This is a genomic window from Bradyrhizobium sp. CCGUVB23 (assembly GCF_024199885.1).
Classification (GTDB): Bacteria; Pseudomonadota; Alphaproteobacteria; order Rhizobiales; family Xanthobacteraceae; genus Bradyrhizobium.
In genome coordinates this window covers 965,874-987,733 of record NZ_JANADQ010000001.1, presented here as the reverse complement: position 1 = coordinate 987,733, position 21,860 = coordinate 965,874, and the positions used below count along the sequence as shown (strand labels likewise).

The window sequence follows — 21,860 nt, the reverse complement described above, 5'->3', positions numbered from 1 at the left end:
ATGCAGAGTCTGTGGTGGCGTAGCCGCCCCCGCGATAGGGCACATTGTAGCCGTAATCGTAAGCGGAGGGGGGTGCCGTATTAACCGGGGCCATAGCCGCAATAGCCGTAGGCGCGGCCGCACGCGTACGCTGAGAACGCCAATCCGTGACAACTGCGCCCAGACCGCCAGCGAGAGCGAATCGAATCCGCGTATACGAGCTTCAGCGGGAAGAGGCGTGGTCACTGCGCTGAGACCCAGAATGCCAGCGACCATTACCGTCTTCCTCATCAAGATTTCCTCCCTGCTGATTTGCAGCCATCAACGGGAAAATCAAGCAATAGTTGTTTCCGGATCGTTCGTGAGGCCAATGGGCAATGCGGTCGCTTGGCTCGAAGTCGGCGACGCGAAGTATGCACCCGGAAACTACGCCGAATGTTCCATTAAAAGGCGTCGCGCGCGGCAGAGGGAAAATGGAGCAATAGCGCGAGGAACTTCGCGTCTACAGCGAAAGTTCTAGGTGTGCCGCATGTCGCGGCGAGGAGAGATCAATGAAGAAGACCTTTCTAATTGCTGCGGCCGCGGCGCTGCTGTCGACTAGCGCATTTGCTCAGTCCACCACCGTAGAGACAACCGGCAGGGCGCATGCAAGCACGGTGCAAATTGAGCCGGAGTACCGCACACGCATTCATAGCTACGTCACGGAACACAAGATTCGGCCTGTCGAAACACGCGAGAAAATCGTGGTTGGATCGCCGGTGCCGCGCGACGTCGAACTCGAGGCAGTCCCAACCGAATGGGGCCCGTCACTCACCAAGTATCGCTATGTTTATTCGGGCCAACGCGTGATGTTGGTGGATCCCGAGACCCGCACTGTGGTGCAGGAAGTCGAATGAGGCCGTCGCGGCGGGCCGAGGAGGAGGCGGCTCGCCGCGAAGAAGGTCGATGTGAGGAAGCTTCGCTTTGATGTGCCCATGCATCGGTGGTTTCCCTCGGGGAGCCCCTTTAAGATGGCCTTCCTTGATTTTGACAAGGGCGGCCCGAGCGGTTTGGCGAGGGCTGGGGCCTAGGGTCGGCTCCGGTCAGGCAACAGGGGGACATTGGTGACCAGAGCAAGTCGAAAACTCGCGGCTCTTCCCGGTTGTTCCTAACTCGCAAAGCATCGAGAACGTATTATCGGATCCATAGCGTGAAGCACGATGGGGGTGCCGGCTGCTGCTCATCCGAGAAGACAAACGTGTGCGCCTCCTGTCCAGCAAACCCAGCTACTGGACCGGGCGCTAACCGTGGATCGTCGAAGCGGCGATGAAGACCCGCAGAAGCATCTGCGCGTCCATTAGTCGAACAAGTGGCCACGACCACGTGCAGAGTTCAGAGTTTCAATCTCTCGAATTGCGCTCTTACGCTGAGATCAGGCGGTCCTGAAATGGAAAGTGCTGGTGGTGAACTTTCTCGCGACCTCGTTCACTTCATTCTCATCAGTTTCAAGCGCGATCTTCTGCGCGAGCATCACGTCGCCGATTGGTAAGTCACCAACCGGCATGAAACACAGACCTTCCTTTGGGTGGCCTTTTTCATCCAGCACGCACACGTTTGCAGATCTGCCAAGGTGAACTCGGTAGGGCTTACCGCTTGCGCTCCCTATCGCCTCGAAGTAGCCCTTCCTTACGAACTGCTCGCGCTGCATCGGCGAAAGCCATTCCCGGAGCAGCCGTAAAGACCGTCCCTCCGGCGTGCGTTCTGCGCCGTGCGCGATGAAGAGCGCTCTCGTTGCCTTGACGCGCGAGCGGCTGCCCGGCCGAAGGGGTCGAAAGGCGGACATGCCAAAACCCTGCTATCCCCCGACAAGGCGGGGGAAGAATAGCGTTTCTTCTGCCTTGGGATCGAACGACCGGATGTGCGAGACCTGACCCGGACCGGTGCGGATCGCTGCCGTAAAGTCATGGTTGGTCAGTTCGTAGAAGCGACGCTCGGCCTGTGCCAGCTCTTCTGCGTCCTCCGGGTCGAAGGTATGGCGGCTGTCGCCCGTGCGGTTCATAACTGTTTGGGTCGCCATACTATTCTCCTCGATTGTTGATGTTCGGTAGATCTCCCCAATCAGCTGCACGGCTGCAGCCGAGCGGACTCATAGAGTATCAGGGGTCTTGAGCTCATGCTTCACCTGCTCCTCTTTGAGCTGGCGCTCAGCCTCATGCCAAAACTCGTCCATACGCGCTTCGGGCCTGCCAGCCTCTTCCCAGAGCTTGTATGCGCGTCTGCGAATATCGTCCTCGTAGGCACTCATGCGAACCTCTCGAGAATGCACGGCCTCCCCCTTGGGTGATTGTGTGGAGGCAAGTGTCGGATAGGCCAGCTATCGGTGGGAAAGCTGGCCTACGGATTTAAGTCGTCGGCGCCACGGTGGTTCCAAGGCGCCATTCTCACATGCTTTTGCGCAGTCAGAACATTGATTATGCGTTTCCTGCGCCGCCCGGATCGCTCCGAACACCTCCGGCCTCGCGTTAATTTTCATTTTCACCTAACCTTGCGCTCGACCGATGACGGGAGCGACCTACGAGCCGCAGCATCCCTCTCGGGATCGATGACGATTTAGTCACTTGACCGGTAATCCGCTGCGCCGCCCGAACGGCGGAGTCGCGCATCTGAGATGCGTGCTGGCATCCAACAATTATAATCAGCGCGTGCCAGCACTATCGGTACACGCAACTATGTCGCGGGGAGTCCTTCGACTCGCTTCTCGCGGTGGAAGAAACACCGCCAGGTATCCTCCATCGCCCGCGAGCTGATACGTGGCGATCTCGCCATAGCCAACGGCGGATAGTTCGCAACGCAACAGCTCAATCGGCGTGCCATGCCTTGATGTTGGACGCTCGAAATCGACAATTCCGATCCGCGCGCCCGGCTTCATGGCGGGCACGAGATTATAGAGAAAGGCGTAGGGTTGGGTTATCTCGTGGTACATGTGCCCGAGGATGGCGGCATCCAGCGAGAAAGCGGGCAGGCGAGGGGCGTGTGGTTCGCCCAGCGCGAACGTGACATTTGCCAGCCCCAGTCGCTCCGTGCGCCTGCCGAGTTCGATGAGGTACTCTGGCGTGACGTCCTGGGCGACGACGGAGCCGCTGGGGGCGACGAGGTATGAGAGGCGGATCGTGTAGTAGCCGCTGCCCGCACCGATATCGCTGATCGTCATGCCTGGTTTCAACCCAAGAAGAAGTGAAACCTGACCGGCCTCATTCAAAGAGTCGCGGTGCTCCTCGGCGGAGCGACTAAGGCTGGCAATCGGTGCCACGGGACGCCTAGGGGAGGGAAACTCCGTTGCAGAGACTCCTGGCGGGGCCCGATGACCAATGTCGGCCGTAGACGCGCGAGTTGTGTCCAGTGCAACGACAAGCGTCAGTGCGCCGACCAGCCTGATCGTGGGACCGCCAAGTATGAGGCGCGCTTGTCTTTGACGTGGGCCCAGGGTCATCTCTCCCACCACACGCTGGAGGCTTGGAAAACGGTCTTGGCAACACTGCCAATCGATCGACTTGCCACGATCTGATCCTGTATTCCGAAATGTTACCACCAGCCCCGCAGATGCATGGTGTCACCCGAACAGCGCAAAGATGGCTTACATACGAGTCCTGTCGGTAGATCGTCATCGTGCTAAGGGGGCGGTTAATAGCCTTAAATCTCGCGCCCCAAGTCGGCGTTGACTGTCCTTTCTTGCGAGACCACAGCTCTCGGAACGCTCGACGACAGGTGGATCAGATGGGCCGGCGTCGTCCCGATCAGAAGCCGGTAAACAGGCGAGAGGGCAAATCGTCTGGCGCATCATGCGAGCAGCTTATCCAGAGTAATCGGGAAGCGGCGGATGCGCTTGCCGGTCGCGTGATAGACGGCGTTCGCAATCGCCGCGGGAACGCCGACGATGCCTATTTCGCCGAGGCCCTTGACGCCCAGCCTGTTGATGCGGTCGTCGCGCTCCTCGACAAAGATGACATCGATGTCGTGGATGTCGGCATTCACAGGGATGTGGTACTCGGCGATATTCGCGTTCATGATCCGGCCGAAGCGGTGATCCGTCACCGTCTCCTCGTGCAGGGCCATCCCGATCCCCCAGACCACGCCGCCCATGATCTGGCTGCGGCCGGTCTTGGTGTTGAGGATCCGTCCGGCCGCGACGGCGCTCACGACTCGGGTGACGCGGATGACGCCGAGCTGCTCGTCGACTTTCACCTCGGCGAATACGGCCGAATGCGTGTTGCGGGCGTGCGACTTGTCCTCGGCGAACTGGTTGAGCTTCTGCCTCTCCAGTCGCTCAAGCTTGCCGTGACGCATGGCATCGGTGATCGAGACCGCGCGGCTCTTCTCGCCGTCCTTTGCGATTGTGCCGTCGACAAGGACGACATCGGCTGCAGCGACGCCCGCGAGCGGCGAAGAGGGCATCGCACTGGCGAGAAGCGCGAGCTCCCGGCGAATGTCCTCGGCCGCTCCCAGCACCGCATGCGCGCTCGAAGCAGCCATCCAGGAACCGCCCTCGACCGGGGCTTGCGGCAAGGTCGAGTCGGCAAGCTTCACGTCGATGTTCTCGATTGGCAGCCCAAGTGCATCGGCCGCCACCTGCGCCACGATGGTGTAGGTGCCGGTGCCGATGTCGGACGCCGCGCAGGATACCTCGGCGTGGCCATTGGCGGTCAGCACGATGCGGACCGCGACCGGCACCTGCAGCGCCTCCCACACGCCTGTTGCCATGCCCCAGCCGACCAGTTCCTTGCCATCACGCATCGAGCGAGGAGCAGGATTGCGCTTGCCCCAGCCGAAGGCCTCCGCGCCGCGGGCGTAGCATTCGCGCAGCTGCTTGCTGGTGTAGGGGAGGTCTTCGCTCTGGTCGCGATCCGAGTAGCACTTCAGCCGCAGCTCGAGCGGATCGAGCTTGAGCGCGACGGCTAACTCGTCCATGGCGCATTCAAGCGCGCAAACGCCCGAAGCCGCACCCGGCGCACGCATGTCGCAGGGGGTGGAAACGTCGAGGCGAACGAGCTTGTGGGAATAGCGGCTGTTCGGGCTCTTGTAGAGCTGTTCCGCCCAGCCGCTGTCGTTGCGTGCAAAATCCTCATAGCGCGAGGTGATGGCTGTGGCTTCGTGCGTGACCGCATCGAGCGTGCCGTCGGGCTTGGCGCCGAGCCCAAGGCGCTCGATTGTCGCCGGCCGGTGACCGAGCCCGTACATCTGTTGCCGCGTCAGTACGACTCGAACGGAGCGCTTCAGCGCGAGCGCGCCGAGCGTTGCGAGCACCACTTGATATTGCGGCCGCAAGCCGGAGCCGAAGGCGCCGCCGACATAGGGCGAGAGCACGCGGATGGCATCGGGCTTTTTGCCGAACACGCTGCAGAGATATTTGTGGACGTTCTGGACGCCTTGCGTCTTGTCGTAAATAGTGAGCCTGCCGTCGCCGTCCCAGACGGCCGTGGTCGCAAAGAGCTCCATCGGGTTGTGATGCTCGGTCGGAATGAAATAATCCGCCTCGTGCCGCACGGCCGCTCCGGCAAGCGCTCCTGCGGCGTTGCCGCGCGGCTTGTGCAGCTCCTTGACCTCGATCGCCTTATTGCGCTCGGCTTCGAGGTCGGTCGCAAACGCCGCCTCGTTCTGATATTCGACTTGCACCAGCGTCGCGGCGAATTTCGCGGTTTCCCAGTCCTCCGCCATGACGAGCGCGATCGGCTGGCCGTTGAACTTGATGCTGTCGTCATAGAGCGGACGGAATGGCGATCCGTCGTCCGGCGCCACCTCGTCCATCCAGGCCTCGTCCTTGTCGGCGAGCGGCGGGCGATGCGTATGGGTAAGCACGTCGAGCACGCCCTTCACCTTCAACGCCTCGCTGGTGTCGAGGCGGGCGATACGGCCCCGTGGAATGGTGGCCTCGACGACGAAGCCATGGACGAGTCCGTCGGCCGTGAATTCGCCGGCGTATTTGGCTGCCCCCGTGACCTTGGCCCGGCCGTCGACGCGGGACGTTGGTGTTCCGACATAGCCGTTCATCAGTCCCTCACGCGATCTTCTTGTGAGCCTGCGATTGCGGCGTGGCGTTTGCGGCCTGCATGAGCGTCCGGACAATGGCGCGGCGCGCGAGCTCGATTTTGAAGCCGTTATGCGAATGGGCGTTTGCGCCCTGCAGCAAGAGATCCGCAGCGTGCGAGAAATGATCTGCTGTCGCGGCCTGGCCGCGCAACGCCGCTTCGGCCCCGAGGCTGCGCCAGGGCTTGTGGGCGACGCCGCCAAGCGCCACGCGCGCTTCGCTGATCGCGTTGCCCTCGAGTTCGAGTGCGGCGGCTACGGAGACCAAAGCGAACGCATAGGAGTGCCGGTCGCGAATCTTGAGATAGCTGTAATTGTGGGCAAAGCCCCGCGGCGGCAGTTCGATCGCCGTGATGATCTCGCCGGGGCCGAGATTTGTGTCGATATGAGGAGCGTCGCCGGGAAGCCGATGGAAATCGGTCAATGCCATCGTGCGCTCGCCGGTCGGACCGGCGATGTGGACGAGCGCGCCGAGCGCAGCCAGCGCCACGCTCATGTCGGACGGATTGGTCGCGATGCAGGAGGCGCGCATGCCGAGGATGGCATGGTTGCGGTTGAGGCCGTCGATCGCCGAGCAGCCGCTGCCAGGCGTTCGCTTGTTGCAGGGCGTTGCCGTATCATAGAAATAGGCGCAACGCGTTCGCTGCATCAGATTGCCGCCGACGGAGGCCATGTTGCGCAATTGCGCCGAAGCACCGGCGAGGATGGCGCTGGCGACCAGCGGATAGCGCTGGTCGATCAGCGGATGGTAGGCAAGATCCGAGTTCGGCACCAAGGCACCGATGCGCAGTCCTCCGTCGCCCGTCTCCTCGATCTTGCGGAGCGGCAGGCGGGAAATGTCGATCAGCCGGGAGGGCTCTTCGACATTCTCCTTCATAAGGTCGATCAGATTGGTGCCGCCGGCGATAAGCTTGGCGCCGGGATGGGCGGTGAGCAGGAGGATTGCGTCGGCGACATCCGTGGCGCGGGAGTACTGAAAGTTGATCATGGCCGTTGGCCCATTGCCTGCTGGATGGCAGCGACGATGTTTGGATAGGCGCCGCAGCGGCAGAGATTTCCGCTCATCAGCTCCCGGATCTCGTCAGCATCCCCGGCGCGGCCTTCGGCGAGCAATCCAGCCGCCGAACAAAGCTGCCCCGGCGTGCAATAACCGCATTGGAAAGCGTCGTGGTCGATGAAGGCCTGTTGCAAGGGATGCAGCACGCCATCCCGGAAAAGTCCTTCGACCGTCGTGATCTCCGCGCCATCCTTCATGATGGCGAGCGTCAGGCAGGAATTGACCCGCCGGCCATCGATCAGCACAGTGCAGGCGCCGCACTGACCGTGATCACAGCCTTTCTTGGTGCCGGTCAGCGCGAGATGGTCGCGCAGGGCGTCCAGGAGTGTGGTCCAGGGCACAAGGTCGAGCGTGCGCCTGACGCCATTGACGACAAGATTGATTGTAATGCGGTCGGGAATTTGATTAGCGGCATGGGCCATATCGTTTCCCCTGCGATGGAGGCCGAGCTGAGAAATCAAGCCTGTTGGCGCGAGCGCGCGTCAGTTTCCGCTGGCCATTAGCGCCCAACGGTCAGCCAATCGCTTGGTTCCATGCGGCAAATGTACCTTTCGGTAGAAAGCCGTCAGCGCTGCGCTTCGCCGAAAACCTCTTGGCACAGCGCGGTTGACAACCTCGCGGGTGGCTCCTTGCCAGGTTTGAGCCAAACAGCGACCAGGCAGGAATACAGGTCAAAGCGGAAGTTCGTCTCATTGGGCAGATCGCCCACGGCGATTAAAAAAGGCCGGCAGTATTTCGTTGTGATGACTCCGTCGCTATGCGGACAATCTGCTCGACGGAGTCCTGTGCGGGCCGCGGGGCGGCCATCGGGATCTACTTGGCCGCCATCTTGAAGGTGGCTGTGGCTGCGAGAGCGAATTCGTCGCGCGCGCCTCAGTCTCAAAACGATACGCTGCCGGGCTCGAAATGCAGGTCCCGGCAGCGTTTCATTCTCAAACTGAGCGCTGAAATCCTAGTTGGATTTGGTTTAGCAAGGCTCATGCCACAGGACCGTGACAAAGACCACCGGTTCCGGCTAGCGGGCCATTTATTGCCGACAGGAGGTTTTCTTTGGGGCTCACAATCCCGGTAAGAAAAGCGACCCTTATGATAGGCTGTCTCTGCCTGTCACGCGTTACGCAAATTTCCGTCGCGAACCGCCGTCATGTGGAAGCAACTCTGCTTCCTCACGCAGGCGTTTCGCTGTGCTGCCAAGGCGCTCTTTGAGGGATTGAAACTGTTTGAAGCGGCGTTGCCGGAACATAGTGTTGCTCTCCCTTCGATTGGGCGGGAGCGCGGGTGGTCTTTCTGTCACTGATAGAGGAGCTGGACTTGGCAGCTTTTCCTGATCGGATCCCATATGTGATGGCATTGCTCATTCTCGCGCTGCTCTTTCGTTGAGCCGGCCCAGGGTGAGCCGTTGACGATAGACACGGTCTCACCAAAAAACGCCGCCAGTTGCTTTTGATGAAAGTTTTATGACGCATTGGGCGTGCGTAGCGAGCGCGTCGCGCTGATAATCGCTGATCGCGGGTCGTCCACTGCGCCCCGTCTGTATCCCAATTCCCACACCAGCGACTGAAACGGCACCGTTTGTCGGTTTGCGAACAGACAGGTCAATCGTTCCATTTTCAACTGCTCTTATTGGAAACAGTCATTGGACGGGAAGGTGGAACAATGAATCGTTCCCTGGTAACCGAAATGCCGCGCGACAAATATGTTGGGCGGTGCAAGCAGCGGGCCTTCGATTATCTCGACCGACATGATCTTAAAAACGCGGTCGGCTCGTTTGTCAGCGATATGAGCGCTCGTCCCGATTGCGAATTGCCACACCACTTAGCTGCCCTCGGCGTTTTGCTGCTGATGGGGAACGATGTGCTTGGCTGGAGGACGCTGATCGAAGGAATTAGGTGATGATCGCTCGCGAGGGGCGAACAGCTGCTCGATAGGGTCTCACATAGCCTGCAAGGGCGCGACCTGTAGGAGCAGCGGCGGGCGATGGGAACAACACCCGTGTTGTCATGCAATGGAAACATTCACGTTAGTGGTCGATAGCCTTGCGCTCGCCGCCTTCGCGTTAGGTCTCATCTTGGCAAAGCAAACACGCGCACGAAGGCACAGCGGCGAACAGCCATCAGGGCCGGCGCGCTGCCGCTCCGGAGGACGGCATCTGCCTTCCTCCTTGAAGTATGCTCGGGGTCCGGAGCCGAGGCAGTCGTAGCAAATGCCGCTCCGGCCGCACTTGCCCAGACCACGACCACGAAAAGCCGGACGTCTCGGCGCTCCGAGCGCGCAGAACTCGAGTGCCGGAAGAACGGTCCGCTGGTCAAGGAGTCCGATCGCAAGTGATGCCGAAGGTCCGCGGGTTGTCTGCCGATAGAGCACGCTAATTCGGCGACAGCCGCCTCTTCCCGTCGAGCTCCTTCACCATCCGGACGATTTCGTCCGGATGGAAGGGCTTCTTTAGGGTGAGGCTGCCGGGCACGGGATTTGGTGAAGTTGGCGAGAAGCCCGTGGCGTAGATGACCGGCAGGTCCGGATCGTGCTCGCGGCAGCGCTCCGCGACCTGCCATCCGTCGACCTTTCCGGGCAGCCTGATATCGGTGACCAGCACGTCCGCGACGTGGCGCTTGCACCAGGCCAGGGCCTCCTCGCCGGTGCTTGCGTGGATTACGTGATACCCTGCCTCGCGCAGCGCTTCGACGACGAATTCGCGGATCAGAGGGTCGTCCTCGACGAGAAGTACGCTCACTGGCAGCTCTTGGTGGAATAACATTTGTTACGCATGTCAAACGGCTCAAAGGCGTGGTCGTTCCTGACGGGCGCCTCGCCGGGCGAGCGTGACAGGAAGTTGCTCTAGCGGTCTCGTGCCCGAGAAAACTCAAGACCTATCAGACGTCGCTAGGCCTTCTACGATCTCGCGATCGCCGCGCCATCGATAAAGGCGGCGCTGGAAGCCTGCGGCGCGCCTGCGATCGATCGAGAGGCGTGTGCGCATAACCGCCCTCCCTCCGTAATTGAGCTCCGTTGAAGCGTCAGGCCCTGAAATCGCAGCATGCTCGGCCGGGTGCCTATCGATTGGAACCAACATTTTGTCTCGCGGTTTCCCCGGGTAGCTACTCGAGAAGGAGGGATTCGAATGCCGAGCGAAAACAGTTTGCATGAGCTATTTCACGACACGCTGAAAGACATCTACTTTGCAGAAAAGAAGATCCTGTCGGCCTTGCCGAAAATGGCGAAAGCGGCCCAGTCCGAGGATCTCAAGGCCGCCTTCCAGAAGCACGAGACCGAAACTGAAGAGCACGTCGCCCGGCTTGAGAAAGTTTTCGAGGAGATCGACGAGACGCCACGGGGCAAGACCTGCGACGCCATCATGGGCATTATCGAGGAAGGTCAGGAGGTCATGAAGGAGTTCAAGGGCGCGCCCGCGCTGGACGCCGGACTCCTTGCTGCCGCGCAGGCAGTCGAGCATTACGAGATCGCCCGTTACGGCACGCTAAAGACATGGGCAGCGGAGCTTGGCCTCAAACAATCCGTGAAGCTGCTGGAGGCAACACTCGCGGAGGAAAAGAAGACGGACGAGACGCTAACTAAGCTCGCCGAGAGTGAGGTCAACCAGCACGCACAAGCGGCTTAAAACACCACGCCGGAAATCTGAGGGTTCGCCCGTGTGTGCCGCAAGGCGGCGCGCACGGGTTATTTGCGTGAAAATGCTTGGAACTCGCCGGTCATCTATTTCCTTTCGCTTAAAAGAAACGGTGCGCCATGCCGAATTACTTCAACCTGCCGCCCTTTACGGAAGACGGGAACGTTCATGTCGTTGTGGAAACGCCTCGCGGAAGCCGTGCCAAATTCACCTATGATCTTAAGCTTGAAAGCTTCGGGCTCAGCAAGTCACTGCTGACGGGGCTTACCTATCCTCATGACTGGGGCTTCGTGCCCTCTACCAAAGCAGACGACGGAGATCCGCTCGACATTATGGTGATCCATGACGCCGCGACTTTTCCGGGACTAGTCGTTACCTGCCGCGTTATTGGTATCCTTCAGATCGAACAGAAGAGCAAAAAGAAATCCGAGCGTAACGACCGCCTGTTTGCTGTGCCGCGAAACTCGCACTCGGAGCAGGCATTGCACGACGTTGATGATCTGACAAAGCCGATCCGGGAGGAGCTAGAGAAGTTCTTCATGGCAACTGACGAACTGGAGGACAAGAAGCTCAAGATCATCGGTTGGAAGGGGCCGAAGATTGCGGTACAGGCCATCAAGGACGCCGCGAAATCTTTCGCGAAGGACGGCAAATAGATTTAAGCGGCTTTGGCGCGCTGCTTCTTGGATACCTCGGCGCTCAGCTTTTTTTGCAAGTCGTTCGGGCAATTGCGCGGCAGCGCGCAATTCATTCTCGGCTTTACTCAAGCTGCCCAATCGGCCGGTTTGCTTCGGTCGCGCCAATTCCTGGAAAGGAGTTCGTCGCGCCCTTGACTGAATAGCAGCGATGTGCGCCACGACGGCGGCGAGTTACCTGGTGATCCACGTCGTTCATTTTGGTCGTGATGATCGGGCAGTGCATCACCGCGGTATGGCCCTCGACGGTAAATATGCCCGGCTCGATCGCAATAACGAAAATCGGCGGTCCCCCGCCCCCACGATGCCCACAATCCCACCGGTCGGTCATTTCCTGACGCTCACGGGGAACGGTCCAAGAAACGCCAGGATGGAGAGAATGCCGGGGGATCTCCTGCACATGGGAACGTTCGGCCGTTCTCAATCCGATAATGTCTTAGTTGTTTGGCCGAACTGTCAGGGCTTGGCCCGATGGGCTGCCAGCCTCATAGGCTCGAAGCGGCAGTCAAGCCCCACGAAATCGATTTCCGGTGCCGAGGTGCGGTCATGAAAGAGGTATGCATGGTCGATAGCAGAGCACCAAAGTTAGGAAGCGGCGAAGCCGCGGTTCGGTGCTCGGAGCCCTGCGTGATCTGCCCGGGGCCACCGTTCTGTTCTCAAACAATCGCAAAAAGCCATTCAGGTTGTGACATTAAGAACCTAACAAGATCGAGGCCTGCCTTTAGTTGGCGGTCTCTGGTCTTCAAGAGATGCACATAGGTCCCGCTCTCTTGCATCTCCAGCCAGCCGCGCTCGTAGAACACTTTGAGCGTCGGGGGCCACTATCTTAAGCCAAAAAATGAAAGAATAGCCGCGATCACCACTATCAACCCTATCAGATAAATCAGACCGTTCATCGCGCTTCTCCCTGGTTGCAAACCCACGCCTACGCTAGGGTCGCGGGTTCTTTTTTGCAGCTGGAGTGCTCAAGGGCCGCGGCCCTTTCGAGCTCAACCTCCTTCTGTATGGCCGCTAACGAGTTACCGATCTTATCGACGATCCTAGCCAGATCAGTATCGGAGATGCTAAGTCTCCTTCGGATAGATTTCACCTGCTTCGCGTCCGCAAGGTTGAGCGTCGTGCGGATAGGGCGTGGTGATCTCAATCGCAGCATAGCCAGTCTCCTGATTTGATTAAGCGGGATAGAGCCCGTTTGTTCCACAAAAGCATAGCCTTACGCTGTTCTCGGCTGGATCGGCAATGAGGGCGAGCTTTAACGAAGGAAGCCATCGGCCCGAGGAGATGCTTCCCCTAACGGCTGTTGCCCGCCGTATTCGAATTGCTGAGGAGGAGGATTTTCTCGGTGATGATTTGGCGGAGGCGGGTCACCACACTCTCCGATGCGACGTCCATCCAGCACGATACTTTTGATGTCGCCGTGATCGACCTTAACCTACGCGGACACCCAGCCTGTCCAATCGTGGACGACCTCACGCGCATCAGGAATTCCTTTGTCTTCACGACGGCCTACGGTGTCGGCGCCATTCCTGATCGTTTCGGGCATGCTCGACGACGAGAGAAGCCTTATGACCGACGTGCCACACGCGGAGTAGGCCATTGGAGCGAAGCATCAGTCTGACTGTCAGCGTGAAATGAAGTAGCGCAATCGGCTGCGCTTCACAAACGGGCCGTGCCGTTTGTCCCGAAGCCTTCGGGTTAGTTGGCCGAGCTACCTGTGCGTCGTTTACGAGCCCACAGCTCCCACATCGCATTGTGAGGTGGCTAGGTCAGCGTTTTCGTGGTTCGAATCATATTCAGGTGGCCTCGGCGAGCTTGTAGGACCAGGTGTGGACGACAGGATACCGATTGACGTCGTCGATGCCGGCCATGATGCGCTCCTTGAGTTCGTGTTTTGAGGTCACCCGGATATGGCGCAGGACGGAACGAGCGAATTTGGAGAAGAAGCCTTCAATGAGGTTGAGCCAGGAGCCGTGCTTGGGCGTGAACGTAAACTCGAAGCGGCCTGCCGCTCGTGTATCGAGCCAGGCTCTGGTTTCTTTCGAGATGTGTGCGGAGTGATTGTCGAGAATCAACTTGATCGCGGTACCGGCCGGATAGGCAGCATCGATAAGTTTGAGGAATTCGATGAACTCGCGGCTGCGGTGGCGGTCTTTGACGAGAGCGTGGACCTTCCCTGTCAGCAGATCAATTCCAGCCAACAAGCTGAGCGTGCCATGACGTCTATACTCAAAATCGCGCGCAAAGGCCGGATAGACGCCTGGCACGGGCGGCAAATCCGGAGCCGTCGTCGCGATCGCCTGGATTCCAGGCTTCTCATCGTAGGAGATGATTGCTACCCGCTTGCCCGATTTCTTCGACCTGGCGGCGCCCTTCTTCAGGACCTGGACCTCGCGATAGACACACAAGACCTCCGCCATTTTCTGCTCGAACTCGGCATCGCGACGTTCCAGATAGTAGCGTACCTTGTGCGGCTTAATTTCCTCTTGGCCGAGAATCTTGCACACCGTGCCCTGGACCAGGTTGGCAAGGCATTGGTGTCCCGCCGACGGGCCATGTTCACGCGCATGGCGTGCCAGCAGCCGCGTCGTCCACAGCTCATGCGCGTAGCCGTGCTCCTTGGCTTTGTCGCACGCCAAAGACACCAGCCAGGCCTTGGCCTCCGCCGTGATCACCGGCTCCTTGCCCGGTCGCGGTCGGTCGTCGAGTGCGGCCAGCGCACCATTGGCTACCGCCCGCTCGATGCAGCGCTGAACCGTCTGATGATGCACACCAAGTCTTCGTCCCACGGCAAAGAACGACGGGTTCTCGCGATAGGCCAGCAGCATTGCTGCCCGCGACACCCGGCTCGCCGACTCGGTTCGAGACCGCGAAAGAGCCGTCAACGTTTCAACTTCCTTCTCAGTCATCGCCAACTCGACTGCTTGCCGCCATGTTGCCATGATACCAACCCTCGTTCGGACAATCCCAAAACGAGGAATCCACGAACACACTTCCAGTTCCGTGCCGGTTTCATGGAATCGGTCGTCTAGTGCCGGGGCGAAGCTTGACCGAGTTCTGTACGCTGCCGCGCGATTGGCATCTGAGGCAATACAGACGTTCGTGGTCAGTTTTGCGAGATATGGCCGTGAGCGCCAGACATTCACGCGTCGAGTTCGATCCTCAATGCTCGAAGCGGAGCACACAATCTACTCCTGAACGGCTACAAACGTTCCTTCCTCTCTGCCTCTTCCTGAAGAACATCTCTTACCTCCTCAACCGGCCAGCTCTTCCCCGCCGGAATGACGCGCACCCGGCTCTGATCGATCGCGCTGACAACGACGTAAGCGCCTATCTCGCCCACGGTCCGCTCGAGATGCAGATCGATCTCAGGCTTCCAAGCCAGTGTCTTATTGAGATCGCCGGGGAATATCTGCCACACGGAGCCATCGTCCAGCTCGACGATATGGCTTTCGGAGTGAGATCGGAGTTTCATTAGCGTGCTAACCCTCACGATCTGGATGAAGCTCTCGCTTCTCGGCTTCTGTGCTCTGGATGAGACGATCGATTCCTTCGCGCGCGAGATGATCGCTTACGTTCCGTGCGATTTGGCGGTAGTGTTCGATCCTTTCATCGAGCTGTTCGCAGTTCTCACACACGGCAGCTTCCCGCTTGCCTTGAAGCAACGGGCGATTGTCAAGTGCGTTCCGCTGGAGAGCGAATTAGACCGTTAACAGGCCGCCACATCCGCCCTTGCTTGTGATCGAACGAATTTGAAGACGGCGCATCCGGGAAGCTTGGTCTACTTTTGAACATTGCGCTCACCCGCGTCTTAGTGACGCTTGCAGTCTCGGAACGAAGGATCGGTCTCTCCGTTGGTCGAACTCACTCGTTCAAGGAGAATCGTGATGGACTGGAACCGCGTCGAGGGCAACTGGAAGCAGATGAAGGGCAAGGTGAAGGAGCAGTGGGGTAAGCTTACCGACGACGATCTTGATGTGATCAACGGCAAACAGGAACAACTCGAAGGCCGATTGCAGCAGCGGTACGGCTACGCAAAGGATCAGGCCCAGAAGGAAGTGAATGACTGGTACGGCCGTCAAAAGTGGTGATAAACAGTTCACTCACGGACCCCGCAGATGCGGGGTCTTTTTTTTGCTTACGCAAGACACCATGAGGAGTGGTCGCTGGTCTTGAGTGGTGATGTCTAAGATGAAAAACTGGCGGCCTAGATCGCATCATCAACGGCAGGGGGACCGCCGGTTCACGCTAGTGGGCGCTTGACCCGTTAGAGCAGACGAACAGTCACCGTCTGCGTCGTTGGGTAGGATACTCTCCGTGGCCAGGATGGATCGCGCCCTTCTGCAACCCGCCAGCCGAGCCAGTTGTGCCACTGGCCCCGGCGCCGGTAGTCCCGGCGCCTCCTGCATTCGACGAGCCGCCCATGCCCGTTGATCCGCCGGTGCCGACACCTGCACCAGCGCCAGCACCACTGGCTCCGCCAGCACCTTGGGCATATGCAACACTGGCTGCTCCTGCGAGTACCGCAGCGGTCAAGACCGAGATGATTGTCTTCCGCATTTTAGTCTCCATGGTTTCCCCTAACCAATGGAGGTGTCAGGTCGACGTTCCTAAGTGTGCGGTCCTTCTCGGGCCCTCACGCGATTGGTTCACCGGATAACACTGGCGGCCACGAAAGCCGCCGAAAAACAGACGATCGCAAGTCCTGCCGCAATTAGTAGTGCAGTTTTCAGTTCTCCTGCCATGGTAAGAAATTCCGTCAAGCGAGCGTCGAGCGAACGGCTCCAGCACTCCGGATGCTGGGGCCGCCTGGTGGCCGCGTCTTTCTCCAGGGAGCGGGATTTAAACCAACCCAAGCCAGAAAAGTTTCTGGACGCGCCTAATTTGGCTATCCGAAATCGGTTGGTGACATAGCTCGCGCTCCATCGCAGGATGACTGCGGTTCTTGACCTTGATCCAGTGCTTCTGACGGCCACCGTGATAGGGCCCGGTCGCGATGCTTGGACACCAGATCCTCGAGGCCCATGCGGCAACCCGGAACAAGTCTGGGCCGATCTCGCCACGCTCGAAGGGCGCCATCCGGCCGCCGAGCTAGCAGCCGCTCAAGTTTGGACTTGCGAAGGTGCAGCGGCAGTTCGCGCAGGTCACCGCCATCCATCGCGAGGATGTCGAACGCGTAGAGCTGGACTTCGTGATCGTGCTTGAGGGAGTGCAGCGCGTTGAAGTCGGGGATGCCGTCGACCCCAAGTATCACTGCTTCACCGTCAATGACAAAATGCTTCTGCCGGTTCTTCAGCGCGGCCTCGGCAATCCACGGATAACGCTCGGTCCAGTCGCTGTCATTGCGTGAGAGCAGGCGCACGCTTGTCGTCCCGGATGACCAACATCCGGTAGCCGTCATGCTTCACCTCATGGATCCATTCAGGCCCTGACGAGACTTGCTTGCCGGCGGTCGCCAAGCAGTGCTCATACTCCATACGCATGGGTCGAAGATAGTCGTTAAATGCGCATTTTGCGAATGGCCCTTATCATGCCCGAGGCCGCTGATCAGGGGCGACATCTTGCGTACCCATCTCCGTCATGGCGCGTTCCACTTCTTCCGCGAGCACGGCCAGATGGTCAGCTAGTTTGGCAAATAGCTCCCGCTTCTTTTTGTCGGTGGCCAAGTCGCGGATCAGGGCGCACTCCGCAGCTTCGGTGCGGAGCTTTTCCAACTGAGCCCGCATGTCTTTCATTGCGGCTTACTCCGTTCCACGGAAGGAACACTATACCGCAATGTACCAAAGCGAACAGAACTGATTGCCGAATCCTCCTAGGCTAGCGAGGCGTGGCGATCTTATCGCCATGGACCTCCACCGGCCCCGGCGTCCCAAGTCTCCCCAGAATACCCCAAGCGCCGGGGCCGCTTTTGTGGATTATCGTGTCGCCGCCCTTTGTAGCGGGTTCATAATGAAAGATGAACTTTTGCAGCGTGCCGACCGGGCGATAGAGCAAAGCAAAAGGCTCATTGATGAACTTGAGGAGAGGAGGTCGAAAGCGGCTCAACTAGACAATGGTTTGCATCATTTGCATCAGCTTCGCTCGCAGGAAGCAGCGGCTCGCAGAAAAAAATAAGAGCGCCTCAGTCGGCGGACTCTCTGTTCAAGAGCCGGACGTAGGTCCCGCTCTCGTGCAGCTCGAGCCAGCCGCGCTCGACCGCCATCTTGATCCCGGCGCCGAACTCCTGGCCGCAGGCCTTCAGGCTGTGAAGGAACGGCGCATTGATCTTCTCGATATGGATGCGGCCGTCGAACAGGCTCAATGCCGCTGGCGATCTCGACCAGCTTGCGCGCTACGCCTTCAGGGTTGGCGTCGGGACGTTCGGCGGTGAGTTTCATCGGTATCACATAGCTGGGACCACAGGCTTATTTTGAAGTCTGGCCGGACATCGGCACCCGCATCACGATCCTGGGCGCATCATCCGGCAACGGACGCTGCAACGCCTTCGCCTCGTCCCATGGCGCGCGCGTCCAGACATCGCGCTCCTCATCAGTTGTCAGGATCAGTGGCATTGCCTTGGGGTGGATCAGCGCGACGATCGCATTCGGTGTCGTCGTCAGGAACCAACTCGGTCGCATCGAGTGGTGCGCCGGGCCTACTAGGCTTGCTGATGGGCGGGGGCCGCCGCTTGCTTCTGCGGTCCCTTGCCGCGAAGGCGGCGGTTACGACAAGACATCGGCCTCTGAGCCAACTTCCTGTATCGGCATGGCTTAGCCGGATTTTGTCCGTGCACTGATCTCTTTGACCTTGGTCAACGTTCTTTCGAATTCCGATCGGAGATACTGCTCGTGCGCGACGTCTGTTGGCTCCGTCAGAAATGCTACCTTCACCAGAACTCGGTTCAATAACGACACGATTTGAAGATTGTCCGAATGTCGCGAGCGCAGCGCAGTGAGTTGCCGACGCACCTCAATGAGATCGAGAGTTTCGCGGTCTGGCTGCCTTTTCAAATGAAGCTCGCGCGAGTGGCCTACAATCAAACGAAGGCGCCGCGCCGAGTATGTTGGCGCGACGGCCTTCGTCTTGGGGTGGACCCGGACAGGGAAATGTCCGGTGCTCGAACACTAGCGCTCTGGAGCATCGCCGCAATCGATGTCTCGAATTAAGCTTGATGTCGCAGCTGCAAGTTAAATCTGGAACCGATTCGCAGTCGCTTCGTTCAGTGGTGCGCACGTCGTTCAGTGGTGCGCACGCCTCATCGACCGCCAATGGGCTGCTCCGGCGAGCCAGGGCCAGAACCCGGCGCGCCCATCGGCCGACCATTTGGCCTCGGCACCCGCGTCGACTCCGAACTCTCACCGAAAGGAAGTGTGGCTTACTTCCGGGGCTCAACGACCGTTTTTGTTGATCCGTCTGGCGCAGCCTGCATCCCCGGCGGGCTTTGACCTTGCGGGCTTTCCGGCTGCGCACCACCCGATTGTGTTTCAAGCGGTCCGGTCCAACCTTGCGGCTGCAATTGACCTTTTTCTTCGGGTGGCGAGCGTCCAGTCCTTCTTGGAATCGGCCTGTGCTGCGGCAAATCCGCACGACAACGCCCAGCAAATCGTCGTTGTCAGAATGATCCGCATTAGGACCTCCGATTGGCTGATCGTACCAAACAGGCTGGATCGGCTTCAGTTCCGTGTTGTCATGCGGGCGATCGAAACTCGCGACAAGCGATATCAGCTTCGGGTCTGAGAGCGACCTCGTCGTCGGCGGTGCTTATTATCGCAAGTCAATCCAAGTTCGCCTATTAGCAGCCTTCGTCAACCTTTTTTCCGGAGGGCGCGGGCTGGGCCGCACCAGCCGTCATCTTCTCAGATTGTTCACTGGGCGCGGGCTCGGTTCGCTCCGTTCGCGCCGATCAAATCGAGATAAGCAGATAGGAGAAATGAGAATGGTTGTTAAAAGTAGACGCAAAATTCTGCCGAAGGACGTTCCCGGGCGAGCCAACGCCGAGATCCGAATGTGGGATCTCGAATCTAAACCTGGCTCGATGGTCGAGCGGTTAGAGAGCGCTTATCTTGGCGCGTTGGGCGCCGTCGACCTTGCCGAGAGCATCGGCAAGCAGCTTGCCGCGGATTCCCGATACACCGACCAAGGGCGGCAAGATCAATTCAAGAGCCATGTTCTGCATCAGGCGGTGCCGGTGTTTCACCAAGGGCGACGCGTGATTTCCAAAGCTAGGCAGGACCTCGAGGACATGCGCAATCGTGTCCAACTGCCGAAGGCTGATCCGACCGACGCCGCTGGAGCTATTGCGCTGATGGAAATTCGGACGTGGCTTCGCGGCCTGCCACAAGCCGAGCGCGACAAAATCACGAGGGCCGAGAACATCGATCCACAGGTCCAGACTGCAATCCTCGAGTCGCCAGCAGTGATGACGGGCGTTTCCGAAAGCCACCTTGGTGCGATGAAGGAGAAGGTTCTCCGCGAGTTGCACGGGCCCCGGATGGATGAAATCGCAGAGCTATCCAGCGCCATCGACGTGTCTGCATCTGCGGTCGAGGCCGGTCGCGATAGCGCACGCGTCGATACCGGCCTATCTCCGGCCCAGTGTGACGCTGCTGCCAAGCCGATCGAGCAGCAACAGAATGTGGCGTGGCTACGACGCCGCGGTGCGGAGATGCGAGTCGTTGATCTCGACCGCCGCCTTGAACGCGAAGCGACCGCCGAAGAGTTGGCCACGGGCATCGAGGCTGCAACGCACGACGAGTTCATTGCCAAGCGCAACGCCGCTTAGGTTAACCAGTTTCGTTTGACGCCGGATGTACGCGCAAACGGAAGCTACAGAGGACAATGCGACATGACACTTAGCGATTCCGACAAGGCGATGATCAGGCACGCGGCCGGCAATCTGAATGGCTCGCAAGTCACCACTCTACAGAGCGCAGTGGCCACGCGGCTCCAGGCCGATCTGGACGCTGGCCTGATCAAGGCGGTGACCAAGAACCACTTTCGAGCTGCCGTTGCGAGAGAGCTGTCACGAGGTAAATGATGGCAGCGAAACAGACTGGTTTACTGAGATGTTGACACCCCAGAGCAACGCGCATTGGTGCGCCAATACGCACACGAGCTTAGCGGCGATGACGTTATCGCATTCGAGGGCGCGGTTTCGCAACCGGCTCAAGGGCTTCATGGACACCCGCATCGTGCAGACCATAACGGCTCAACAGGTCGCGGCGGCCTGCGTCCAACAGTTGGCTGAGGTTCTGCAATGAGTGCGCCGATCGTCGGCCCGCCCCTTCGAACTTAGCCTGCGATCCATACGGCAGCGGCCCAGAAGGCACGTGCGAGAAAGTAAATCCAAACGCCCGTCAACGTTAGCAGGGCGCTCAACAGCAAGAATTCGAACACACGATCCGCATGCGAAGTCTTTTGATGCGGGTAATCTTGGACCCTATGAAGAGACGCCTCCATCGTCTGATCGAAGGTTGGCAACGGCGCGGTTTCTGGCATCACTCAACGCTCCAACAACGAAGTTAGCCCGCCCGATCGAGAAACGCACCGACGCCGCGGCGCTGATTGCCGCAACTCACCGCGGCCAATCCTTGTAGAGCATGATACCGATCATGATCAGCGAGCCGATCGCGACTGCCGCCGGGCAGATAAACGGCAGCTCTTCCAGCACGCCGATAAGAACTGCGCGGGCGCGGAAAGCCCTCTTCATATGCGCAAAGCGCCAGCCTGCCGCACCCATCGGACATCTCCGTTTGGCCCCCAGCAGCTGCGGTCTCACTCTTCAACGCGAAGGGATCTTCGGCTATTGCCCATTCGAATGTATCCCTAGATCAAGGTGAAGGAACCCTTGCATGTAGAACTGGATGATGCTGGCGCTAAGCTCGGCCGAGGCCGCGTCGCCGCCGCTCTTCAACTACCAACTCATCAAAACTCGCGCGCCAACGCTTTGGCAGCAAGCATCAACCTCACCAGCGGCCCCTTAGGTCTATGCACTGCCGGACCCAGTATCCATTTACCCGTATCAATTGGCAGGGGCTGGGCGGCGGCTCCTTGATGATTGGCCATCCGTTAACGGTGATATCGGTCGGGGCACTGATGCCGCGCCAATATACCGCGTTCGCGTCGGGAGAATTGAAGATCATCGCCGTCACAAACGACGCGATGCCAAGAAGCAATATGCGCATCATGTTCGGTTCACCTCTTGCTGCCGCGTAGCGACATCGACCGCATGAAAAAGGCCGCAGGCCCTGCCCCAGATCCTGCGGCCGGTCCGGGAAAATTGAGTGTTTGCGAATGATCACTGCCAGCCCCGGTTAACAGCGATGATTCCAGAGTTCGGCTTGCATGTTGAGCCTCCAAAATCCGTTTCAGAACGAAACATGCGAGCTGTTGCGCTGATGCCACGCCGAGAGAGGATGAAAGCTAAAGGGATTTTAAAGATAATACGACGTCGAGCGCGGCTACCTAG

25 protein-coding genes and 1 pseudogene are annotated in these 21,860 nt (G+C 59.3%); 10 read left to right on the top strand and 16 right to left on the bottom strand.

The genetic code is table 11. The annotated features are described in order from the left end of the window. Window positions 1-530: 530 nt before the first annotated feature. Window positions 531-875, top strand: coding sequence for a DUF1236 domain-containing protein (locus NLN62_RS04545; RefSeq protein WP_254107598.1), 345 nt, complete (start codon window positions 531-533; stop codon window positions 873-875). A 515-nt stretch (window positions 876-1,390) separates the two neighbouring features. Here NLN62_RS04545 and NLN62_RS04540 read toward each other — a convergent pair. The 7 genes from NLN62_RS04540 to NLN62_RS04510 form a co-directional block, all read right to left on the bottom strand. Continuing rightward, the gene (locus NLN62_RS04540) at window positions 1,391-1,801 is read right to left on the bottom strand and encodes a hypothetical protein (protein WP_254107596.1); all 411 of its coding nucleotides are present in this window, start codon (window positions 1,799-1,801) and stop codon (window positions 1,391-1,393) included. A gap of 12 nt (window positions 1,802-1,813) precedes the next feature. Further along, complete coding sequence (locus NLN62_RS04535; RefSeq protein WP_254107594.1) at window positions 1,814-2,035, bottom strand: hypothetical protein; 222 nt, start codon at window positions 2,033-2,035, stop codon at window positions 1,814-1,816. 69 nt (window positions 2,036-2,104) lie between these two features. Further along, a complete protein-coding gene (locus NLN62_RS04530) occupies window positions 2,105-2,263 on the bottom strand; it encodes a DUF2934 domain-containing protein (protein WP_254107593.1) in 159 nt (52 codons plus the stop codon). Window positions 2,264-2,653: 390 nt separating this feature from the next. After that, window positions 2,654-3,448 carry a class I SAM-dependent methyltransferase gene (locus tag NLN62_RS52895; protein WP_256575879.1) on the bottom strand — a complete coding sequence of 265 codons (795 nt, stop codon included), beginning with the start codon at window positions 3,446-3,448 and terminating at the stop codon, window positions 2,654-2,656. 347 nt (window positions 3,449-3,795) lie between these two features. Then, window positions 3,796-6,003: a xanthine dehydrogenase family protein molybdopterin-binding subunit gene (locus NLN62_RS04520; protein ID WP_254107590.1), complete on the bottom strand. Its 2,208-nt coding sequence runs from the start codon at window positions 6,001-6,003 to the stop codon at window positions 3,796-3,798. A 7-nt stretch (window positions 6,004-6,010) separates the two neighbouring features. Beyond that, window positions 6,011-7,027 (bottom strand): xanthine dehydrogenase family protein subunit M, encoded by a 1,017-nt coding sequence (locus NLN62_RS04515; protein ID WP_254107588.1) that lies wholly within the window; start codon window positions 7,025-7,027, stop codon window positions 6,011-6,013. Next, window positions 7,024-7,518, bottom strand: a complete 495-nt coding sequence (locus NLN62_RS04510) for a (2Fe-2S)-binding protein (RefSeq protein ID WP_254107587.1) — start codon at window positions 7,516-7,518, stop codon at window positions 7,024-7,026. Before NLN62_RS04510 ends, NLN62_RS04515 begins: the two co-directional genes overlap by 4 nt. Before the next feature lie 1,234 nt (window positions 7,519-8,752). Between NLN62_RS04510 and NLN62_RS04505 the strand changes: the two genes are divergently transcribed. Next, window positions 8,753-8,989: a hypothetical protein gene (locus tag NLN62_RS04505; RefSeq protein ID WP_254107586.1), complete on the top strand. Its 237-nt coding sequence runs from the start codon at window positions 8,753-8,755 to the stop codon at window positions 8,987-8,989. Between the two features lie 472 nt (window positions 8,990-9,461). On the opposite strand, the gene NLN62_RS04500 is transcribed toward NLN62_RS04505, so the two are convergent. Next, on the bottom strand, window positions 9,462-9,827 hold the full coding sequence (locus NLN62_RS04500; protein ID WP_254107585.1) for a response regulator: 366 nt from the start codon (window positions 9,825-9,827) through the stop codon (window positions 9,462-9,464). Window positions 9,828-10,214: 387 nt separating this feature from the next. Between NLN62_RS04500 and NLN62_RS04495 the strand changes: the two genes are divergently transcribed. After that, window positions 10,215-10,712: a ferritin-like domain-containing protein gene (locus NLN62_RS04495; RefSeq protein ID WP_254107584.1), complete on the top strand. Its 498-nt coding sequence runs from the start codon at window positions 10,215-10,217 to the stop codon at window positions 10,710-10,712. A 128-nt stretch (window positions 10,713-10,840) separates the two neighbouring features. Beyond that, complete coding sequence (locus NLN62_RS04490; protein ID WP_254107583.1) at window positions 10,841-11,377, top strand: inorganic diphosphatase; 537 nt, start codon at window positions 10,841-10,843, stop codon at window positions 11,375-11,377. A 103-nt stretch (window positions 11,378-11,480) separates the two neighbouring features. On the opposite strand, the gene NLN62_RS04485 is transcribed toward NLN62_RS04490, so the two are convergent. From NLN62_RS04485 to NLN62_RS04475, 3 genes are all read right to left on the bottom strand, one after another. After that, on the bottom strand, window positions 11,481-11,747 hold the full coding sequence (locus tag NLN62_RS04485) for a hypothetical protein (RefSeq protein ID WP_254107582.1): 267 nt from the start codon (window positions 11,745-11,747) through the stop codon (window positions 11,481-11,483). 1,462 nt (window positions 11,748-13,209) lie between these two features. Beyond that, window positions 13,210-14,322, bottom strand: a complete 1,113-nt coding sequence (locus NLN62_RS04480; RefSeq protein ID WP_254107580.1) for an IS630 family transposase — start codon at window positions 14,320-14,322, stop codon at window positions 13,210-13,212. 293 nt (window positions 14,323-14,615) lie between these two features. After that, entirely contained in the window at window positions 14,616-14,834 is a 219-nt protein-coding gene (locus tag NLN62_RS04475) for a hypothetical protein (RefSeq protein ID WP_254107578.1), read from the bottom strand. 79 nt (window positions 14,835-14,913) lie between these two features. Here NLN62_RS04475 and NLN62_RS04470 point away from each other — a divergent pair, with 79 nt between their 5' ends. Further along, complete coding sequence (locus NLN62_RS04470) at window positions 14,914-15,126, top strand: hypothetical protein (RefSeq protein WP_254107576.1); 213 nt, start codon at window positions 14,914-14,916, stop codon at window positions 15,124-15,126. A gap of 174 nt (window positions 15,127-15,300) precedes the next feature. Further along, on the top strand, window positions 15,301-15,504 hold the full coding sequence (locus NLN62_RS04465) for a CsbD family protein (protein ID WP_254107574.1): 204 nt from the start codon (window positions 15,301-15,303) through the stop codon (window positions 15,502-15,504). 797 nt (window positions 15,505-16,301) lie between these two features. Here the strand turns inward: NLN62_RS04465 and NLN62_RS04460 are convergent. Together NLN62_RS04460 and NLN62_RS04455 are read right to left on the bottom strand one after the other, a co-directional pair. Next, window positions 16,302-16,775: a DNA ligase gene (locus tag NLN62_RS04460; RefSeq protein WP_371932915.1), complete on the bottom strand. Its 474-nt coding sequence runs from the start codon at window positions 16,773-16,775 to the stop codon at window positions 16,302-16,304. A 166-nt stretch (window positions 16,776-16,941) separates the two neighbouring features. Beyond that, window positions 16,942-17,148, bottom strand: a complete 207-nt coding sequence (locus NLN62_RS04455) for a hypothetical protein (RefSeq protein WP_254107573.1) — start codon at window positions 17,146-17,148, stop codon at window positions 16,942-16,944. A gap of 214 nt (window positions 17,149-17,362) precedes the next feature. On the opposite strand from NLN62_RS04455, the gene NLN62_RS04450 reads away from it, so the two are divergent. After that, a complete protein-coding gene (locus NLN62_RS04450) occupies window positions 17,363-17,527 on the top strand; it encodes a hypothetical protein (RefSeq protein ID WP_254107572.1) in 165 nt (54 codons plus the stop codon). A 7-nt stretch (window positions 17,528-17,534) separates the two neighbouring features. Here the strand turns inward: NLN62_RS04450 and NLN62_RS04445 are convergent, their stop codons facing one another. Next, window positions 17,535-17,714 (bottom strand): hypothetical protein, encoded by a 180-nt coding sequence (locus NLN62_RS04445; protein WP_371932914.1) that lies wholly within the window; start codon window positions 17,712-17,714, stop codon window positions 17,535-17,537. Window positions 17,715-17,817: 103 nt separating this feature from the next. Beyond that, window positions 17,818-18,015 (bottom strand): annotated as a pseudogene (locus NLN62_RS04440) (hypothetical protein); the annotation flags it as partial. Window positions 18,016-18,796: 781 nt separating this feature from the next. On the opposite strand from NLN62_RS04440, the gene NLN62_RS04435 reads away from it, so the two are divergent. From NLN62_RS04435 to NLN62_RS04425, 3 genes are all read left to right on the top strand, one after another. After that, a complete protein-coding gene (locus NLN62_RS04435) occupies window positions 18,797-19,129 on the top strand; it encodes a hypothetical protein (RefSeq protein WP_254107571.1) in 333 nt (110 codons plus the stop codon). Between the two features lie 199 nt (window positions 19,130-19,328). Next, window positions 19,329-20,174 (top strand): hypothetical protein, encoded by an 846-nt coding sequence (locus tag NLN62_RS04430; RefSeq protein ID WP_254107570.1) that lies wholly within the window; start codon window positions 19,329-19,331, stop codon window positions 20,172-20,174. Between the two features lie 63 nt (window positions 20,175-20,237). Then, entirely contained in the window at window positions 20,238-20,429 is a 192-nt protein-coding gene (locus NLN62_RS04425; protein WP_254107569.1) for a hypothetical protein, read from the top strand. 537 nt (window positions 20,430-20,966) lie between these two features. Here the strand turns inward: NLN62_RS04425 and NLN62_RS04420 are convergent. Next, a complete protein-coding gene (locus NLN62_RS04420; RefSeq protein WP_254107567.1) occupies window positions 20,967-21,131 on the bottom strand; it encodes a hypothetical protein in 165 nt (54 codons plus the stop codon). Window positions 21,132-21,860 lie beyond the last annotated feature (729 nt).

Bases quoted from the DNA above. Each gene is read 5' to 3' on its own strand.
- NLN62_RS04545 (WP_254107598.1), top strand. From the start codon at position 531: ATGAAGAAGACCTTTCTAATTGCTGCGGCCGCGGCGCTGCTGTCGACT.
- NLN62_RS04540 (WP_254107596.1), bottom strand. From the start codon at position 1,801: ATGTCCGCCTTTCGACCCCTTCGGCCGGGCAGCCGCTCGCGCGTCAAG.
- NLN62_RS04535 (WP_254107594.1), bottom strand. From the start codon at position 2,035: ATGGCGACCCAAACAGTTATGAACCGCACGGGCGACAGCCGCCATACC.
- NLN62_RS04530 (WP_254107593.1), bottom strand. From the start codon at position 2,263: ATGAGTGCCTACGAGGACGATATTCGCAGACGCGCATACAAGCTCTGG.
- NLN62_RS52895 (WP_256575879.1), bottom strand. From the start codon at position 3,448: ATGACCCTGGGCCCACGTCAAAGACAAGCGCGCCTCATACTTGGCGGT.
- NLN62_RS04520 (WP_254107590.1), bottom strand. From the start codon at position 6,003: ATGAACGGCTATGTCGGAACACCAACGTCCCGCGTCGACGGCCGGGCC.
- NLN62_RS04515 (WP_254107588.1), bottom strand. From the start codon at position 7,027: ATGATCAACTTTCAGTACTCCCGCGCCACGGATGTCGCCGACGCAATC.
- NLN62_RS04510 (WP_254107587.1), bottom strand. From the start codon at position 7,518: ATGGCCCATGCCGCTAATCAAATTCCCGACCGCATTACAATCAATCTT.
- NLN62_RS04505 (WP_254107586.1), top strand. From the start codon at position 8,753: ATGAATCGTTCCCTGGTAACCGAAATGCCGCGCGACAAATATGTTGGG.
- NLN62_RS04495 (WP_254107584.1), top strand. From the start codon at position 10,215: ATGCCGAGCGAAAACAGTTTGCATGAGCTATTTCACGACACGCTGAAA.
- NLN62_RS04490 (WP_254107583.1), top strand. From the start codon at position 10,841: ATGCCGAATTACTTCAACCTGCCGCCCTTTACGGAAGACGGGAACGTT.
- NLN62_RS04485 (WP_254107582.1), bottom strand. From the start codon at position 11,747: ATGACCGACCGGTGGGATTGTGGGCATCGTGGGGGCGGGGGACCGCCG.
- NLN62_RS04480 (WP_254107580.1), bottom strand. From the start codon at position 14,322: ATGACTGAGAAGGAAGTTGAAACGTTGACGGCTCTTTCGCGGTCTCGA.
- NLN62_RS04470 (WP_254107576.1), top strand. From the start codon at position 14,914: ATGAAGCTCTCGCTTCTCGGCTTCTGTGCTCTGGATGAGACGATCGAT.
- NLN62_RS04465 (WP_254107574.1), top strand. From the start codon at position 15,301: ATGGACTGGAACCGCGTCGAGGGCAACTGGAAGCAGATGAAGGGCAAG.
- NLN62_RS04455 (WP_254107573.1), bottom strand. From the start codon at position 17,148: ATGAAAGACATGCGGGCTCAGTTGGAAAAGCTCCGCACCGAAGCTGCG.
- NLN62_RS04450 (WP_254107572.1), top strand. From the start codon at position 17,363: ATGAAAGATGAACTTTTGCAGCGTGCCGACCGGGCGATAGAGCAAAGC.
- NLN62_RS04430 (WP_254107570.1), top strand. From the start codon at position 19,329: ATGGTTGTTAAAAGTAGACGCAAAATTCTGCCGAAGGACGTTCCCGGG.
- NLN62_RS04425 (WP_254107569.1), top strand. From the start codon at position 20,238: ATGACACTTAGCGATTCCGACAAGGCGATGATCAGGCACGCGGCCGGC.
- NLN62_RS04420 (WP_254107567.1), bottom strand. From the start codon at position 21,131: ATGGGTGCGGCAGGCTGGCGCTTTGCGCATATGAAGAGGGCTTTCCGC.